Source organism: Tateyamaria omphalii, from assembly GCF_001969365.1.
Classification (GTDB): domain Bacteria; phylum Pseudomonadota; class Alphaproteobacteria; order Rhodobacterales; family Rhodobacteraceae; genus Tateyamaria; species Tateyamaria omphalii_A.
The window spans coordinates 1947634-1964105 of record NZ_CP019312.1 but is presented as its reverse complement, the minus strand read 5'-3'; the positions used below and the strand labels follow the sequence as shown (position 1 = coordinate 1964105).

Genomic DNA, 16472 nt, shown 5'->3' with positions numbered 1-16472 from the left:
AATGAACAGGCAATTCAGCTTGGGACCGCCGTTCTGGTCCTCCGCAATGCCAAGGATCACGTCATGCCAGAAACTGGTTACAGCCGGTTGTTTTTGTCCCGTTTGAACACCCTGATGGTCAAGGCGCTTGCAACGACAGCATTTCTGACAATATCCGTCCTGGCCGCGATGGTGACGTTCGACTACACGGCGCAGCGCAATCTGTTGCACAACGAGATGACATCGCGCGCCGAAAATGTGACCGAACTTTTGGCTATGCAGCTGGGCGGATCCATCAAGTTCGCCAACGAAATCGCCATCCGGGACATCGCCACCAGTGTCTTGTCCGCGGCCGAACCGGAGGCGCGCAGCGTGTTCGTCACGGGCCCTGAAGGCGACTCCATGTACGCAACTTCGGTCGGTGTGGATGCGACCCTAGACCCGCGCATCTATGCGCGACAGGCGATCGAAACCGCGGGAGCGGTCAGGTCGGATGATGGGATGGTTGTTGCCTATCCGGTCTTCTTCGGGTCCGAGCAGTTGATTGCCGGTGCCGTGGTCACAACATGGGATGACGCTCGGATCATTTCGCTTTTGAGCCGCAACCAGATGATTGCCATGGCGGTCGCGATCAGCGTTTTCGTTGTGACGATGGCCTTTTTGATCTTGTACGCTTGGTATGACGTGTCGCGACCGCTGAACCGCATTGCGTCCGTCATGAAGGCGATGGCGCGCGAGAAATACGACATAGACGTGCCCGGCACGCAGCGCGGCGACGAGATCGGCAACATCGCCCGCCGACTTCACGGGTTCAGGAATGCCTTGTCCAATGCGCAGAAAGGTCAACGCGAAAGTGCGTTCAAAAGCGCAGCTTTCGAAGGATCTACGGCGCCAATGATGATTGTGGACGAGCGTGGGCGCATCAATTTTACCAATCCTGCATGCGCGGTGTTGTTGGATGATTTGTTGCCGGGACTTGCAGATCTATGGCCCGACGCGACAGGAGAGAACTGGATCGGCGCGGACTTGAGCAATCTGGAGGGGTTTGCCGAACTTGCCGCACTGGATAGGCCCACAGGTGTGCGCGACGCTGGAACCACCGTCTTGCGTGTTGGGGACCGGCACGTTCGCGTGACTATAAGCCCTGCATGCGACGACGCGGATCAGCCCATTGGCGCGGTTGTCGAATGGTCCGAGCAGACTGTGGCCCACCGAAACGCTGCATTGCTGGGTGGAATTGATAGCACCCAGATGCGTATTGAGTTTGATGCACAGGGGCAATGCTCTGACATCAACGACGTTGCAGCCTCGCGTCTGAAACTGGATCCAGGCGATCTGTCGCACTTATCCTTGCAGTCGATTTTGGCGCCCGTACAATCCACTGCCGATATTCCCGAGGATGTGCTTGGCAATCTGGCGGAGGGGGACGGCATCCACGGCAAGATCGACCTCATTCGCAGCGATGGCAAGCGGGTCGTCGTTGACGGCAGTTTTATCAACGTGTCGACTGCGGATGGCATCATGGAACGGTGCATTCTGATTGGAACGGATGTGACCGTGGCCGAAGCGGAAGTCCGCGATGCACGCGACCGACAAGCCCGTCTGGCAGAAGAGCAGGCCAAGGTTGTTGCCGCATTGGGTCACAGTCTTCAATGCCTCTCCGAGGGAGATCTCACTTTGGAACTGACCGCGCCGTTCCCGCCCGAGTATGAAAAGCTGAGGCGGGACTTCAACAATGCGCTGGTCGGGTTGCGTAGTGCCATGACCAGCGTAACGCACAACGTTGAATCGATCCGCAATGAAACAACGGAGATCACCAGCGCCGCGGACGATCTTTCCCGTCGGACGGAACGGCAAGCCGCCACGTTAGAGGAAACAGCCGCCGCGCTAGACGAATTGACGTCGTCGGTCCGATCCGCGGCCGAGGGTGCCGATGCAGCCAGCAAAATGTCCGAAGACGCGCAGCAAAACGCGGAACATGGAGGAGAGATTGCACGCCAGGCCGTGGTCGCGATGGATGGGATCAAGGCATCGTCGCAGGAGATTTCAAAGATTACGTCGGTCATTGACGATATCGCCTTCCAAACCAACCTGTTGGCTCTGAATGCGGGTGTCGAGGCCGCCCGCGCAGGTGAGGCGGGGCGCGGATTTGCGGTTGTCGCCACCGAGGTCCGCGCGCTGGCGCAACGATCTTCTGAAGCTGCGCGCGAGATCAACACCCTTATTTCGACCAGCGGCGAACAGGTGCAGCAGGGCGTCCACTTGGTCGACAGCACCGGCACGGCCCTGGCTGCAATTGTGTCATCGGTGGATGACATTTCAAACCGGGTGGCTGAAATTGCCAGTTCGGCGCGACAACAATCCGCCGGTCTGAATGAGATCAACGCGGCGGTGAACGAATTGGATCACGTCACGCAGCAAAACGCCGCCATGTTCGAGGAAACGACGGCCGCCAGCCATGCGCTTACTGGTGAGGCGGATGCGCTTGCGGAAGCCGTTGCGAAATTCAACATCGGAACAAGCCGGCTTGCGGTACGGGCCGGTGAGCAAAGCGCATCAGCACAAGTCGACATATCAAAGTCGCTCGCGACAGACGGCGCGCTGGCATTGCAGCCCGAACGCGAAGAAGAACCCATAGCCACCGGATGGGAAGAGTTCTGAGCCGACCCCGGCGTATGCCTGTTGAGCATTGTGCTGTCGCCTTTTTGAGACATTGACATTGGCCGCACACCCATATGGTTTCGAGCGGGTGGCGTTGTGCGCGTATTAGGAATTGACCGGATATCAACGGTTAAAGCGGTGCTCTGGCACGTGCCATCAACACGGGCCCGAGTTGGATGCGAGCGCGTATTCCATCATTCGCGAATGCCTGAGAACCGCTCTTGCCAGGCGCTACGATCATCATCGCTGATCTTTGCAAAAAGATTTTCCGGCACGGTGAATGCCTGTCCGGCCTGCAACCGGGTCAGCGCGTCTTCTGCGGTGTCCGGCCAGTTCAAGTCTTGGAGCCCCAACGCAGTCGCCATCAGCGCAGACGTGTCCGGAATGAAGGGCGACGACAGTGCGGCGTAGAGCGCAATAAGGTTCAGACCCAGCCGGATCTGCATGGCCGCACGCGCCTCGTCCTCCTTGATCGTTGCCCAGGGGGCAGCTGTTTGCAGGTACTCGTTCCCGGACACCCAGATGGCACGCAGTTCCTGCGCGGCCTTGCGCACCTCCATGGCGTCCATCAACGCGGCATAGCGCGCGATCCGGGTATCGAGGTCGGCGATAAGGGCCTGTTCTGCGTTTCCGTATGCGCCACCTTCCGGCACTGTCTCGCCAAACTTGGACCGGCAGAACTTGGTCACGCGGCTGACAAAGTTGCCCAGCACGTCGGCCAGATCCTTGTTCACGCCCTGCTGGAACAGCTCCCACGTGAATTCGGAATCGGATGTTTCGGGGCAGTTCGACAGCAGCCACCAGCGCCAATAGTCGGCGGGCAGGATCTCGAGCGCCTGGTCCATGAAGACGCCGCGGCCCTGGCTGGTCGAGAATTGACCGCCGTCATAGTTCAGGTAGTTGAACGACTTGAGGTGATCGACCATCTTCCACGGCTCGCCCGAGCCAAGGATGGTGGCCGGAAAGCTGAGTGTGTGGAAGGGCACGTTGTCCTTGCCCATGAACTGGGTGTAGCGCACGTCATCCGCGCCCTTGTCCGTCCGCCACCAGCGTTCCCAGTCGGCGCCGCCCTGCGCATCGGCCCATTCGCGAGCGCAGGCGATGTATTCGATGGGCGCGTCGAACCAGACGTAAAACACCTTGCCTTCCATGCCGGGCCAGTCTTTGTCGCCCCGGCGCACGGGAATGCCCCAATCGAGGTCCCGCGTGATGCCGCGATCCTGCAGGCCGTCGCCGTCATGCAGCCACTTCTTGGCGATGGAGGTGGTCAGGACAGGCCAGTCCGTCTTGCTGTCGATCCATGCGTCGAGATCGTCCTTGAGCGCGGATTGGCGCAGGAAAAGGTGCGTTGTCTCGCGCACCTCAAGGTCGGTCGAGCCGGAGATGGCGCTGCGCGGGTCGATCAGGTCGGTTGGATCCAACTGCTTGGTGCAGTTCTCGCACTGGTCGCCGCGTGCTTTGTCATAGCCGCAATTGGGGCAGGTCCCTTCGATATAGCGGTCGGGCAGAAACCGCCCGTCGGCGTTGGAATAGACCTGTTTTTCGGTCACTTCACGGATCAAACCTGCATCTGCCAGCCGCCCTGCAAAGTGCTGCGTCAACGCGTGGTTCTGCGGTGACGAGGAGCGCCCGAAATGGTCGAAGGACAGGCGGAAACCCTTGGCGATCTCTGCCTGGATCGCGTGCATCTCTGCGCAGTATTCGGCGACCGGCTTGCCTGCTTTGGCCGCGGCCAGTTCCGCTGGCGTGCCGTGCTCGTCCGTGGCGCAGAGAAACAGCACCTCGTTTCCGCGCGCGCGCTGGTAGCGGGCGTAAAGGTCGGCGGGCAACTGGCTGCCCACCAGGTTCCCGAGGTGCTTGATGCCGTTGATATACGGGATGGCGGAGGTGATCAGGTGACGCTGCATGATGGGCCTTTGACTGGTTGCGGCCCGTGTAGCAGCGGGATGTCGGCTGGAAAAGGCCCCTTACTTGCCGTCACGGCTTCGGCCCAGCAAACGCCCGATCTGGAACGAGGTGCGCGGGGCATAGACATAGCGCGTGCGCTCGGCGGGTGTGGCCCGCGCGCGCATTCGGGCGAGGCCGAAGACAATCAGGGCGACATGCCCCACCGCGATCATGGCAAACAGCGCAGGCGGGCCGAAGGTGTCGATCAGGGCCGAAGCGGTGAACGGTGCCGCAATGGCCCCAAGCGCGAAGTAGAACATGAGCGCGGCCGACAGCTCCACCCGTTCTGATGCGTCAGCGAAGTCGTGCGCGTGGGCGGCTGCCACAGAGTAGATCGGGAAGGTCGTCAGACCGAAGACGCCTGCGGTGATCATGATGCCTGTGGGGCTGAGGCCTGTTGCGAATGCGGTGATGCCGCAACTGGCAACGGCGGCGCCAGACAGCCAGATCAGCACCCAGCGCCGGTCGTATTTGTCCGCAAGCCAGCCAACGGGGTATTGCGCGAGCGCGCCACCGAGGACAAAGGCGGCCATGAACCATGCGATTTGCTGCGTGGTCAGCCCAACCTCTTGCCCGTAGATCGGGCCGACCATGCGGAAGGATGCGCTGGACAGGGCGGCGACAACCACACCTGCGGCCGCGAGGGGTGAGCGTTGTGCAGCGAGGCGCGGGCGCAGGCGGGGGGCAGAGGGGGTTTCGGGCTGTTTGACCCGGGTCAGTGTCAGGGGCAGGAGTGCCGCGCAGCAGACGATGGCAAGGATGTTATAGCTGACATAGCTTGCCGGTTCGAGCACCCCGATGACCAGCTGGGCCGCAAGCGACGCGCCCATGTCCATCAGTCGGTAGACGGCCATGGTGCGTCCGCGGGTTTCGTTCGTGACCTTGGATTGCAACCAAGCCTCGATCACCGTGTAGCAGCCCGCCACGCACATGCCGGAGGCGACCCGCATGACGGCCCAGGCCATGGGGTCCACAATCAGCATATGCGCGATCAGGCCGATGGCGCCCGCTGCCGTGAACGCGGCAAAGGCGCGGCTGTGCCCGACGCTGCCCATGAGCCGGGGCGCCCACCAGCAACCGACGAAGAAGCCGAGGAAGTGGGCAGAGCCCAGAAGGCCGATCTCTTGCCGTGTGAAGTCCAGGACCAGCCCCGACAGTGCGTCGAGCGGGCCAAGCGCGCCCGAGCTGAGTTGCAGCAGAATGACCGACAGAAACAGGGCCGCGAAGGAAATGAGCATACGCATGGCACCGCTCTTGTCGCTCAAGTGTGGTGCCGTTCCTAGCGGGTATTCGACGGCATGGCGTCGTTTTTAGCCTGCTGCGCTGATTTCCGCGGTGATGTCGATACCGACGTTGTTGTCCACAAGGTCCGGGTATCCCGAGGCGCCAAAGTCGCGCCGGTCCACGCGGCCCTTGAGCATGACGGTGAGCCGGGAGAAATCCTCCGCCGCGCTGCCACGCGCGCGGAAGAGGCCCGCATCGAAGCGGACGTTGCGGGTGACCCCGCGCAGGGTCAGATCCCCGTCGAGCGTGGCACCGTCCGAGATACGCCCGCCGGGGCCGAGCCGCACGCGGGTTGATCGGAACTGTGCAGTGGGGTGGGTGGCCGCATCGAGGACGGAGGCGGATTTCAGCGCCTCGGTCGCAAAGATAAGCCCGGTGCGGGCGCGGCGCACGTCTGCGCGCACGACAGCGGTCGAGGCGGCAAGGTTGTCAGGGTCCACCTGCAGATCGGCCTGGCTGATCGGCACCGTCCCTTTGACCGGGGCGCCGTTCAACATGAACGTATAGGTGATCGTGGCACCCCCGCCGCCCAGCCGATAAGGCCTGGGACCGGCGAGTGTGGTGCGCGGGGCAAGCGTTGCGAGGGCGCAAAGCAGAAGGTGACGGCGGTGCATGGCGATGTCCTGTGCGGGTGGGTTGTGCAAGGGTAACACGCCCGGCCCGCGATTATTCGGTCGCTCACGCGGCGTTGATCGATCCGGACACGCGCGGCAGGGGCTGGCCCGGCTGGCGCGTGACATTCCACGCCCGTTCGGGAGCGGTGCGCGCCCGCAGGCGGGTGAGTGTCCAACGCCCCGGGGCGCCCTTGTGATCGGTCGCCAGATGCCAGCGGCTTTCCACCCCTTGCGCGCCACCCATGCCGGGGGTCAGCAGCAGGCCCAGCGGCGCGTCCCCCTTGCCCGCAGCGCCATTTTCGGCGGCCAGGTGCATTCGCCGCACCGGCGTCAGCCCCGGCAGGCCGGGCAGATCGGCGATGGCCAGGGGCACGGTGCCGGACCGCAGCACTTCCTCCATGCTCCACAGCACGTCTTCGGGCCGTCTGGCATGGACCAGAAGCAGCCGGGCCGGATCGACGATGGGCGCGAAGCCGCAGGGGTTCAGGCTTTCGGTGTTCCAGTCCGTGGTGATCCAGATCACCGGGCCTGTCGTCTGGGCCGCGAGCCACAGGGCAAAGCGGTGGCGGGCGGGGCCGCATGCCTCATGCACGCGGCCAAGCGCCAGCCCATCGCCCAGCCCGTGCTGCGCGCCCTCGGGCAAGAGGGGCAGGCACGGGGCGGTACGGGTGTGTGTGCGGTGGGTAAGTGCGGTGGGCAGCGGCATACTGATGAGTATAGATGTTCTATTTTTGTTCTCAAATGAATTTTGCATGTTCTGCGCCAGGAATTTTGGCTTGTCCCTCATGCCCGCGCCGTTAGGGTCAGCCCGATGACCAAAGGAGCAAGGCGCATGGAACGACGTAAGCTGGGCCGCACGGGGATCGAGGTGTCGGCGCTTTGCCTGGGCTCGATGACCTGGGGCACACAGAACACCGAGGCAGAAGGGCACGCGCAGATCGATCGGGCGCTTGATGCGGGAATCGACTTTGTCGACACGGCAGAGATGTACCCGGTGAACCCCATCGCCAAGGACACCATCGGCCGGACCGAAGAGATCATCGGCACCTGGTTTGAGCGCGGCGGTGCGCGGGACCGGATGATCCTGGCCTCCAAGCACTCAGGGGCCGGGATGCGCCATGTGCGCGACGGGGCTGATATCTCCGGTGCGACAATCCCTGGCGCGGTCGAGGGATCGCTCAAGCGGCTGCAGACCGACTACATCGACCTTTATCAATTTCACTGGCCCAATCGCGGCAGCTACATGTTTCGCCAGAACTGGGCCTATGACCCGTCGGGCCATGACACGGCCGCCGTGCGCCAGAATATGGAGGACTGTCTGGGCGCGCTGCAACGCGAGGTGGAGCGCGGCACGATCCGCGCCTTTGGCCTGTCCAACGAAAGCGCGTGGGGCACCGCGCAATGGCTTGCGGCCTCCGACCGGACAGGCGGGCCGCGCGTGGCGTCTGTCCAGAACGAGTATTCGTTGATGTGCCGGTTCTATGATACGGACATGTCCGAGTTGAGCCTGAACGAAGATGTCGGGCTTTTGTCGTTTTCACCTTTGGCCGTCGGGCTTTTGACCGGGAAATATCAGGGCGGTGCGGTGCCTGATGGATCACGGCTGACGCTGAACTCTGATCTGGGCGGGCGCAAGACCGCGCGGGCCTTTGAAGCTGTGGATGCCTATCTGGCCGTGGCGCGCAAGCATGGGTTGGACCCGAGCCAGATGGCGCTGGCGTGGTGTGTGACGCGGCCCTTCATGTGTTCGGCGATCTTCGGCGCGACGACCATGGCGCAGTTGGAGGTCGCAATTGGGGCCGCTGATGTGCAGTTGAGCGACGAGGTGATGGCCGATCTGGACGCGGCGCACCGAGCCCATCCGATGCCGTACTGATCCAGATGCGCTGACGCATGTGATTTTCGGTGACCCCCATCCTGTCCTTCCCCTCGGGGGAAGGGAGCGGGGTGGTAGGCCGACCCATTTGGATGTGGCGTACGGCCCTTGGCATAGCGGCCCTCCTGGGGAGTTTATCTGGCAAGATGAAGGGCTTGGGCGCGGGCGGCGCGCGGGCTTTGGCCGTATTGGGCCATATGCGCGCGCGACAGGCCGGACTGGCTGGAGAAGCCTGTGGTGAGCGCGATGTCGTGCAGGTTCTGCGTGGTGGTGGTGATCAGCCGATGCGCCTCTGAGAGGCGCAGAGCGGCGTAATGTGCCTTTGGGCTGTGGCCGAACTGGGTCTGAAAGTGCTGTTGCAGGCGCCTTGGGCTGAGGGCCAGGCGTGCGGCGATGTCGGGGATCCGCAGCGGGGTGTCCAGGTGCGCTTCCATCACTTCGTGAGCGCGGGCGGTGATCCGGTTGTGGCCCGTTGAAGGCAGGTGTCGGATTTGCGGGTCTGACGGCGCGGGGTGTGCGGTGTGGATGAAACCGGCGGCCACCTTGGCGGCCAGTTGCGGGCCTTGCTGTTGCGCGATCAGATGCAGCATCATGTCAAGCGCCGGGGCTGCGCCACCGCTGGTCCATCGGGCTCCGGATACCACGTAGCGCGCGTTTTTGACAGTCACGGCGGGGAAGGTTTCGGCAAAGATCTCCAAATCTTCCCAATGGGTTGTGGCGTTGTGCCCGTCAAGCAGCCCGGCCTTGGCCGCCAGCCACGCGCCGCCGTCGATGGCGAGCAGCGTGACAGTTTTGGTTGTCAGGCGCCGGATGCTGGCCAGGAGGTTTGGACTGGCCTGATGGGCGGGGTCGAAGCCTGCCACGAGGATCAGCGCGTCACAGGCCGCGCGCCGGTGAATGGGATTGGCGGGGATGATCAGGCCGGAGGTGAGACGCACGGGGCTGTCGGTCGGAGTGAGAAATTCCCACCCGTAGAGGTCTTGTGCCGCTTGCCTGTTGGCGGCGCGCAATGGGTCCACGGCGGCGGCGAGGGACAACATGTTGGTGTTTTGCAGCACGAGGATTGCGATTTTAGTCATGTTGCTTCGCTTTTTGACAAGTCTCTTGGCCGTTGGATGCCAATGTGGGAGCGGATGCAAGGAGGATTGTCATGCCGCTGTCCATGAACCGTGAGGTTTTTATCACCTGTGCTGTGACGGGGTCGGGGGGCACGCAGGATCGCAGCCCGCATGTGCCGCGTTCGCCGGCGCAGATTGCCGACAGCGCCATCGCCGCGGCGAAGGCCGGGGCGGCGGTGGTGCATTGCCATGTGCGGGATCCGGAGACTGGGGTGCCGAGCCGGAAAATTGAATATTATCGGGAGGTTACCGATCGTATTCGCGAGGCTGACGTGGACGTTGTGCTGAACCTGACGGCGGGCATGGGCGGGGACATGGTGTTTGGTGATACCGAGGCCCCTTTGCCCCTGAAAGACGAAGGGACGGACATGATCGGGGCCTCGGCGCGGGTGGCGCATGTGGCCGAATGCCTGCCGGAAATCTGCACGCTCGATTGCGGCACGATGAACTTTGCCGAGGCTGATTACGTGATGACCAACACGCCCGGAATGCTGACCGCGATGGGGCGCATGATGACCGAGCTGGGGGTGAAGCCCGAGATCGAAGCCTTTGATACAGGGCATTTATGGTATGCAAACAATTGGTTAAGGAGGGTGTGCTGGACGCGCCCGCACTGGTCCAGCTGTGCATGGGCGTGCCGTGGGGGGCGCCGGATGACCTGAATACGTTCATGGCAATGGTGAACAATGTGCCCGAGGATTGGACCTTTTCCGCCTTTGCGCTGGGGCGCAATCAGATGGCCTATGTCGCTGCTGCGGTGCTGGCGGGGGGCCATGTGCGCGTGGGGTTGGAGGACAATCTTTGGCTGGGCAAGGGCGCGTTGGCGCAGAACTGGCAGCTGGTCGAGAGGGCCGCGACGATCATCGAAAACATGGGCGCGCGGGTCATTGGACCGGAGGAGGTGCGGGCGAAACTGGGCCTCGTGAAACGGGCGCCCAAGGCCGTATGACAGGGTGTCACACCCCGTGCACCGGGCGTGCACACCCTGTGCACCGCCACCGGGCGCTGTGGTGCACTTTGGTTAACCTCTGCGCAATAGGTTGGCTGGCTGCCTGCGCGCCTGCGCCATCCGGCGAGACACAGATGCTGCGCAATCCGACAGTGCCCATCGGTGCGATCACGCGCTTTGACGCGACCCTGTTCGAGGGGCGGTGGCAGACCGTGCGCAGTGGGGGCGGCGACTGGGCACTGGCCGGGTTCGACGTGGTGGGTGGGATGTGGCGCGAGCGGGATGGCGCGGGCGATGGGCGCGCCGGGACGGTGGAGCCGATTGGCACCGGCATTCTGCGCATCGCCTATGACGACGGCGGCACGCGGGACCTGTGGGTTCTGTGGATTGACCCCGATCACAACACCGCGGCGCTGGGCGATCCCGAGGGGCGCTTTGGGTTCGTGGCGACCCGCGCGGGCACGAGGCGCGGTGATCAGGTGCGCGCCGCCGAGCAGGTTTTGGATTTCAACGGATATCGGACAGAGACATGGGCGACGTTGCAGTAAGGACCGCGGCCATTATCGGCGGCGGCGTGATCGGCGGTGGCTGGGCCGCGCGGTTCCTTTTGAATGGGTGGGATGTGCGGGTCTTTGACCCTGATCCGGAGGCGGAGGCCAAGCTGGCGCCGGTGTTGGCGCAGGCGCGGCGGGCCTTGCCGAGCCTGACGGATGTGGCTTTGCCGGATGAGGGGGCTTTGAGCTTTCATTCTGATTTGGCTGAGGCCGTGGCGGACGCGGGCTGGATACAGGAGAGCGTGCCCGAGCGGTTGGACATCAAGCATCGCACATTGGCTGCGGTGCAGGCGGCTTGCCCGAAGGATGCGATCATCGGGTCCTCGACCAGCGGGTTCAAACCGAGTGAATTGCAGGAGGGCGCGGCGCGGCCCGGTCAGATCATGGTGTTCCACCCGTTCAACCCGGTTTATCTGATGCCGTTGGTCGAAGTGGTGCCGTCGCCCGCCACCGATCCCGCGATCATCGCGCGGGCCAAGGCCACGCTGTCGGCGCTGGGGATGTTTCCGCTGCATGTGCGCAAGGAGATCGACGCGCATATTGCCGACCGGTTCCTTGAGGCTGTGTGGCGCGAGGCGCTGTGGCTGGTAAAGGACGGTGTCGCCACCACGGAAGAGATCGACGAGGCCATTCGCATGGGCTTTGGCATCCGCTGGGCGCAGATGGGGCTGTTTGACACCTATCGCACCGCCGGGGGTGAGGCGGGGATGCGCCATTTCATGGCGCAGTTTGGCCCGGCCTTGCAGTGGCCCTGGACCAAGCTGATGGACGTGCCCGCGTTCACCGATGAGCTGGTGGAGTTGATTGCCGGGCAGTCGGATGCGCAGTCGGGGCATATGAGCATTGCCCAGATGTTGACCGCACGGGATGACAATCTGGTGGGCATGATGCGCAGCCTGAAGGCCAATGATTGGGGGGCTGGGGCCGTTCTGAACACGCATGAGGCGGGCTTGCGTGCGGGCACGGTTTTGGGCGCGCGGGCGGAGGACCTGGAGGATGTGTCGGCGCCCATTTTGACGGTGCGCCGGGCCGTGCCCCTGGATTGGACCGACTATAACGGTCACATGAACGAGGCGCGGTATTTGCAGGCCTTTGGCGATGCGACGGATCGGTTCATGGCGCTGATTGGCTGTGACGCGGGCTATATCGCGACCGGCGGCAGTTATTTCACGGCAGAGACGCATATTCGCCATTTGGATGAGGTGCATGCGGGCACCGTGATCGAGGTGCGCACGCAGGTGCTGGCCGGGGCGGGCAAGAAGCTGCATCTGTTTCACGAGATGCGCGATGGTGCGCGGGTGCTGGCCACCGGCGAGCATTTTCTGCTGCATGTGAGCCTTGAGACGCGGCGGCCGTCGGAGCCCGCGCCGGAGATATTGGCCGCGCTGGAACGGATTGCGGCGGCGCATGCGGGACTGCCCGTGCCAGAGGGTGCGGGGCGGGCCGTGGGGCAGCGCCCCTAGATCTTTCGGCGCGCGGCTCTGTTTGCTTGCAGCAAAGGCGCCCGCCCGCCGACCCCGGGGGTCAGACGATGAGCGTGCGCAGCCCTTGCAGGTGGCCCGGCAGGTCGCGTGCGGTGTAGGAGGCCTGCCGCACCAGCGTGTCGAAATGCAGCGACAGCGTTTCGATCCGCTCGCGGTCGCGGAACGCCATGTAGTGGCCGCCGGTGTAGATCACGGCCAGCAGGGGCCCGAAGATGGTGACGGGCGCCGAGTACACCTGCCGTTGGTCAAAGAGGTAGATGCGCAGGCGCGGGTAAAGCTGCGTGCCGAGGTCGAGCAGCTGGTCCAGCTGGCTGTGCCGCATGTCTGCGGGCAGGTCGGCGTAGTAGCCGGTGCCGCTGGCAAAGCTGTGCAATTCGTAGATCGGCAGGGCGATTTCGTAATCCGATTGTGCCGCCCGCATCCAGTCCAGCCGGTCGCGGGAGGCGTTGATGGCCTGCGTCGTGGTCTTGCCCAGATGGGGGCCGTATTCCCAGGCGAGCATCTCTTCGGTCTTGAGCATATCGGGCAGGCCGGCGGGCACGTGCCGGATCTTGTAGCCTGCCGCCTCCTGGTGCCAGGCGAAGATGCGTTCGTCGATCAGGGCGCGCGGCGCTTCGGTCAGGGTGAGCGCCGCCGCGGTGAGTGCCGCGGCGCTTTCGGGCCGGTCGGACAGCCCCAAGAGCCAGTCAGCCGAGACGCCGAGCGCCTGGGCGCAGGCGCCGACGATCTGTGCGCCCGGCAGCCGTGCGCCGTCATCGTTGAGCGCCTGGTTTATGGTCGACCGGTCGGTGCCGATGGCGCGGGCCAGCGCGCTTTGCGACATGTTCTGGTCCTGCATGGCCCGGGTGAGGCGGGTGCGGAACTGTGTGGCGCGCAGGCGTTTGTCGAGAATATCCAGCATGTCGTGATTTTTATCACCAATGCGCGCAATTGTTAACTCAATTCGGAATACGCTGCAGTGCGGCGCTGGCCTAGTATCGCTCTGTCCCCTCAGGAGAGATTTGCCCATGCCCGCACGCCGGTCGTCGCGTCGTTTGCCCTTTGATCGTCCTTCGCAGGTCGAGTGGGTTACGCTTGGATTGTGGGCCGCGTGTATGGGGCTGTGGGCCGGGGCGCTGGTCTGGGGCACCGGGCCGGTGGCGTGGGCGGTGCTGGTCTTTGCCCTGGTCCTGCATGCGTCGCTGAGCCACGAGGTGCTGCATGGGCATCCCTTTCCATCGCGCGCGGCGAGCGAGGCGCTGGTGGTGGTCAATCCGGGGCTGTTCATTCCGTATTTGCGCTTTCGCGACACGCATCTGGCGCATCATCAGGACGCGAACCTAACCGATCCCTATGACGATCCAGAGACGAACTATATAGATCCGGCCGTGTGGCGGCGGATGCCTTGGGTCATGCGTGCGGTGCTGCGGGTGAACAACACGCTGGCCGGGCGGATGCTGGTGGGGCCGCTTGTGGCGCAGGTCGGGTTCATGGCGGCCGACTGGCGCGCGATCCGGGCGGGCGACGGGCAGGTGCTGCGCGGGTGGGTGCTGCATGTGCCTGGCGTGGTTGCGGTGTTGGGGGTGGTGAGCTTGAGCGCGATGCCGCTTTGGGCCTATCTGACGGCCTGCTATGCGGCGCTGTCGGTGCTGAAGATCCGTACCTTTCTGGAGCATCAGGCGCATGAGCGGGCACGCGGGCGGACGGTCATCATCGAGGACCGGGGGCTGCTGGCGTTTCTGTTTCTGAACAACAATTTTCACGTGGTGCATCACATGCATCCGCGGGTGCCGTGGTACCGGTTGCCTGCGCTTTACCGGGCGCATCGGGACCGTTACCTGAAGTCCAACGAGGGCTATCGCTATGGGTCCTATGCAGAGGTGTTTGCGCGCCACTTTCTGAGGGCCAAGGATCCGGTGCCGCATCCGCTCTGGTCCTCTGATCGGTAAGCCGCCATAGAGGGCCATGACCCTCTGGATACCCATCACCGTTGCGGCGGCGCTGTTTCAGACGCTGCGGTTCATGTTGCAGCGACAGCTGGCGCTGGGCACGCTGAGTGCGGCGGGGGCGACGCTGGCGCGGTTTCTTTATTCTTCGCCCCTCGTGGCGGTGCTGATCGTGATCTACATGGGGGCGACGGCGCAGGCCTGGCCGGAGTTTGGTCCGCGCTTTTGGCTGTTCGGGGCGTTGGGCGGCGTGGCGCAGATCCTGGCCACCGTGGCGACCGTGCGTCTGTTTCAGGCGCGCAACTTCGCGGTCGGGATCACCTTCAAGAAGACCGAAGTGATGCAGGCAGTGCTGGTGGGCTGGGTCCTGCTGGGTGATGCGGTCAGTTGGGCCGGGTTCGCGGCCATCGGTCTGGGGCTGGTGGGCGTGCTGCTCTTGTCCGCGCCGCCCGGGATGGTGCGCTGGGGGTGGCGCGAGTTGGCGAACCGGTCCACGGGGCTTGGGCTGACGGCGGGGCTCTTCTTTGCCGTGTCGGGCGTGTGCTATCGGGGCGCTTCGCTGAGCCTGGATCTGGCCGATCCGTTTGCACGGGCCGGGCTGACGCTGGCCGCCGTCACGGCGATGCAGACGGTCGCGATGATGGCGTGGCTGCGCTGGCGCGAGCCGGGGCAGGTGGCCGCCGTCTGGTCCGCACGCCGGGTGGCGGTCTGGGTCGGGCTGATGTCGATGGCCGGGTCGTTCTGCTGGTTCACGGCGTTCACCTTGCAAAACGCGGCCTATGTCAACGCGGTCGGGCAGGTGGAACTGGTGATGAGTGCGCTGGCGAGCGTGCTGATCTTTCGCGAGGCGATCAGTGCGCGCGAGTGGATGGGGATGGCCGTGCTTTTGGCGTCGATCCTGTTGCTGGTTGCGGTGATCTAGTCCTGCAGAGGGTGACCGCGCAGGCGCAGGAACAGGCTTTCCTCATCATTGTTCTTGAAATACGGCACGCTGTCTGGCGGGGTGCGGTCCGTCACGCGGGCTGCAATCTCTGCCAGCACCACCTCGGTGATGAAGGGCATGTCGATGCCGCGCACGTCTTCGAGCGAGACCCATTGCAGATGCGACAGCTCGTCCGAGGCGCGGCTGAAATCATCCGGCTCTGAGGCCAGATCATCGGCGTCGATCAGGAAAAAGCGCGCGTCGAAGCGCCGGGGGCGGCCCGGCGGCGTGAGGGCGCGGAACACGAATTGCAGGGGCGCCGCGTGCGGGCGGTGGCCGGTCGCGGCGAAGTGCGACCAGTCGGGCGGAGCGTCGTGCCATGTGCTGGATTGGCCGAGGATCTGGCCGGTTTCCTCGAACAATTCGCGAATGGCGGCGGCGGCGAGGGCCGGAACCAGCTGCGCGCCGCCATCTTCGGCCAGGCGCACATCGTTCGGGGATGTCAGCGGTGACGCGAGGGGCACCGTGTGGTCGCCCGCATCAACCGCGCCACCGGGAAACACGAACTTGTTGGGCATGAACGCGGCCTTGGCCCCGCGCTGGCCCATCAGGATGCGCGGGGATGTGAACCGGTCCCGCAGCACGATCACGGTGGCCGCGTTTCTGACTTGTGTCTTGTCGATGTCCGTCATGTTACCCCTTGTGGCCGCTTGCCGTCCGGGGCGTCGGGTTTATCCGCCGCTGCCGAAGCCGCCCATGCCGCGCGCCCACTGAAAACCGACAATGGCCCCCTTGAACCGGGGCAAAAGGTAAAGCGACAGGCCGACGCAGCCAACCGCAAAAATGGTGAACAGCACAAGCGGTTCGGGACGCCAGGTCACGAACACGAAGTGCAGGAGCGGCGCCATCAGGTGGCCCACGATCAGGATCGTCAGATAGGCAGGGCCGTCATCGGCGCGCGCGTGGGTGTAGTCCAGTTTGCAGACCGGGCAGGTGTCGGCAAGCTTCAGATACCCTTTGAGCAGGTGGCCGTTGCCGCAGCGCGGGCACTTGCGGCGCCACCCGCGCAGCAAGGCAGGACGCATGGAGCGGTCTGGCGTGTCGGTAAGACGTGTCTGCTCGGATTGCATAGGGAGGAACCTTTCTGAGGCGTGGGTGC

At 64.1% G+C, this 16472-nt stretch carries 14 protein-coding genes and 1 pseudogene; 7 read left to right on the top strand and 8 right to left on the bottom strand.

Annotation, left to right across the window (positions count from 1 at the left end):
• Window positions 1–63: 63 nt before the first annotated feature.
• Window positions 64–2640: a methyl-accepting chemotaxis protein gene (locus BWR18_RS09800; protein ID WP_076627831.1), complete on the top strand. Its 2577-nt coding sequence runs from the start codon at window positions 64–66 to the stop codon at window positions 2638–2640.
• 194 nt (window positions 2641–2834) lie between these two features.
• Here the strand turns inward: BWR18_RS09800 and metG are convergent, their stop codons facing one another.
• The 4 genes from metG to BWR18_RS09780 form a co-directional block, all read right to left on the bottom strand.
• Entirely contained in the window at window positions 2835–4547 is a 1713-nt protein-coding gene (gene metG / locus BWR18_RS09795; RefSeq protein ID WP_076627829.1) for a methionine--tRNA ligase, read from the bottom strand.
• Window positions 4548–4607: 60 nt separating this feature from the next.
• Complete coding sequence (locus BWR18_RS09790) at window positions 4608–5831, bottom strand: MFS transporter (RefSeq protein ID WP_076627827.1); 1224 nt, start codon at window positions 5829–5831, stop codon at window positions 4608–4610.
• A gap of 66 nt (window positions 5832–5897) precedes the next feature.
• A complete protein-coding gene (locus BWR18_RS09785) occupies window positions 5898–6485 on the bottom strand; it encodes a YceI family protein (RefSeq protein WP_076627825.1) in 588 nt (195 codons plus the stop codon).
• 64 nt (window positions 6486–6549) lie between these two features.
• Window positions 6550–7191: an ImuA family protein gene (locus BWR18_RS09780; protein WP_076627824.1), complete on the bottom strand. Its 642-nt coding sequence runs from the start codon at window positions 7189–7191 to the stop codon at window positions 6550–6552.
• Between the two features lie 126 nt (window positions 7192–7317).
• Here BWR18_RS09780 and BWR18_RS09775 point away from each other — a divergent pair, with 126 nt between their 5' ends.
• Window positions 7318–8361 carry an aldo/keto reductase gene (locus BWR18_RS09775; protein WP_076627822.1) on the top strand — a complete coding sequence of 348 codons (1044 nt, stop codon included), beginning with the start codon at window positions 7318–7320 and terminating at the stop codon, window positions 8359–8361.
• 134 nt (window positions 8362–8495) lie between these two features.
• On the opposite strand, the gene BWR18_RS09770 is transcribed toward BWR18_RS09775, so the two are convergent.
• Window positions 8496–9440 carry a GlxA family transcriptional regulator gene (locus tag BWR18_RS09770; RefSeq protein WP_076627820.1) on the bottom strand — a complete coding sequence of 315 codons (945 nt, stop codon included), beginning with the start codon at window positions 9438–9440 and terminating at the stop codon, window positions 8496–8498.
• Between the two features lie 152 nt (window positions 9441–9592).
• Between BWR18_RS09770 and BWR18_RS22350 the strand changes: the two are divergent.
• The 3 genes and pseudogenes from BWR18_RS22350 (at window position 9593) to BWR18_RS09755 (ending at window position 12445) form a co-directional block, all read left to right on the top strand.
• Window positions 9593–10428 (top strand): annotated as a pseudogene (locus tag BWR18_RS22350) (3-keto-5-aminohexanoate cleavage protein).
• A 134-nt stretch (window positions 10429–10562) separates the two neighbouring features.
• The gene (locus tag BWR18_RS09760) at window positions 10563–10976 is read left to right on the top strand and encodes a lipocalin family protein (RefSeq protein ID WP_076627819.1); all 414 of its coding nucleotides are present in this window, start codon (window positions 10563–10565) and stop codon (window positions 10974–10976) included.
• Entirely contained in the window at window positions 10958–12445 is a 1488-nt protein-coding gene (locus tag BWR18_RS09755) for a carnitine 3-dehydrogenase (RefSeq protein ID WP_076627817.1), read from the top strand. The genes BWR18_RS09760 and BWR18_RS09755 overlap by 19 nt, the downstream gene beginning before the upstream one ends.
• A gap of 61 nt (window positions 12446–12506) precedes the next feature.
• Here BWR18_RS09755 and BWR18_RS09750 read toward each other — a convergent pair whose 3' ends face one another.
• Window positions 12507–13367 (bottom strand): helix-turn-helix domain-containing protein, encoded by an 861-nt coding sequence (locus tag BWR18_RS09750; RefSeq protein WP_076627813.1) that lies wholly within the window; start codon window positions 13365–13367, stop codon window positions 12507–12509.
• A gap of 106 nt (window positions 13368–13473) precedes the next feature.
• On the opposite strand from BWR18_RS09750, the gene BWR18_RS09745 reads away from it, so the two are divergent.
• Complete coding sequence (locus BWR18_RS09745) at window positions 13474–14394, top strand: fatty acid desaturase (RefSeq protein ID WP_076627809.1); 921 nt, start codon at window positions 13474–13476, stop codon at window positions 14392–14394.
• A 16-nt stretch (window positions 14395–14410) separates the two neighbouring features.
• Window positions 14411–15313: a DMT family transporter gene (locus BWR18_RS09740; RefSeq protein WP_076627805.1), complete on the top strand. Its 903-nt coding sequence runs from the start codon at window positions 14411–14413 to the stop codon at window positions 15311–15313.
• Here the strand turns inward: BWR18_RS09740 and BWR18_RS09735 are convergent.
• Window positions 15310–16005, bottom strand: coding sequence for an NUDIX hydrolase (locus tag BWR18_RS09735; RefSeq protein WP_076627802.1), 696 nt, complete (start codon window positions 16003–16005; stop codon window positions 15310–15312). The two genes, BWR18_RS09740 and BWR18_RS09735, sit on opposite strands and share 4 nt — an antisense overlap.
• A 39-nt stretch (window positions 16006–16044) precedes the next feature.
• Window positions 16045–16443, bottom strand: coding sequence for a DUF983 domain-containing protein (locus BWR18_RS09730; protein WP_076627799.1), 399 nt, complete (start codon window positions 16441–16443; stop codon window positions 16045–16047).
• Window positions 16444–16472 lie beyond the last annotated feature (29 nt).

What these genes read in the sequence shown, in the direction of transcription:
- BWR18_RS09800 (WP_076627831.1), top strand. Translation starts at nt 64, where the DNA reads ATGCCAGAAACTGGTTACAGCCGGTTGTTTTTGTCCCGTTTGAACACC.
- metG (WP_076627829.1), bottom strand. Translation starts at nt 4,547, where the DNA reads ATGCAGCGTCACCTGATCACCTCCGCCATCCCGTATATCAACGGCATC.
- BWR18_RS09790 (WP_076627827.1), bottom strand. Translation starts at nt 5,831, where the DNA reads ATGCGTATGCTCATTTCCTTCGCGGCCCTGTTTCTGTCGGTCATTCTG.
- BWR18_RS09785 (WP_076627825.1), bottom strand. Translation starts at nt 6,485, where the DNA reads ATGCACCGCCGTCACCTTCTGCTTTGCGCCCTCGCAACGCTTGCCCCG.
- BWR18_RS09780 (WP_076627824.1), bottom strand. Translation starts at nt 7,191, where the DNA reads ATGCCGCTGCCCACCGCACTTACCCACCGCACACACACCCGTACCGCC.
- BWR18_RS09775 (WP_076627822.1), top strand. Translation starts at nt 7,318, where the DNA reads ATGGAACGACGTAAGCTGGGCCGCACGGGGATCGAGGTGTCGGCGCTT.
- BWR18_RS09770 (WP_076627820.1), bottom strand. Translation starts at nt 9,440, where the DNA reads ATGACTAAAATCGCAATCCTCGTGCTGCAAAACACCAACATGTTGTCC.
- BWR18_RS09760 (WP_076627819.1), top strand. Translation starts at nt 10,563, where the DNA reads ATGCTGCGCAATCCGACAGTGCCCATCGGTGCGATCACGCGCTTTGAC.
- BWR18_RS09755 (WP_076627817.1), top strand. Translation starts at nt 10,958, where the DNA reads ATGGGCGACGTTGCAGTAAGGACCGCGGCCATTATCGGCGGCGGCGTG.
- BWR18_RS09750 (WP_076627813.1), bottom strand. Translation starts at nt 13,367, where the DNA reads ATGCTGGATATTCTCGACAAACGCCTGCGCGCCACACAGTTCCGCACC.
- BWR18_RS09745 (WP_076627809.1), top strand. Translation starts at nt 13,474, where the DNA reads ATGCCCGCACGCCGGTCGTCGCGTCGTTTGCCCTTTGATCGTCCTTCG.
- BWR18_RS09740 (WP_076627805.1), top strand. Translation starts at nt 14,411, where the DNA reads ATGACCCTCTGGATACCCATCACCGTTGCGGCGGCGCTGTTTCAGACG.
- BWR18_RS09735 (WP_076627802.1), bottom strand. Translation starts at nt 16,005, where the DNA reads ATGACGGACATCGACAAGACACAAGTCAGAAACGCGGCCACCGTGATC.
- BWR18_RS09730 (WP_076627799.1), bottom strand. Translation starts at nt 16,443, where the DNA reads ATGCAATCCGAGCAGACACGTCTTACCGACACGCCAGACCGCTCCATG.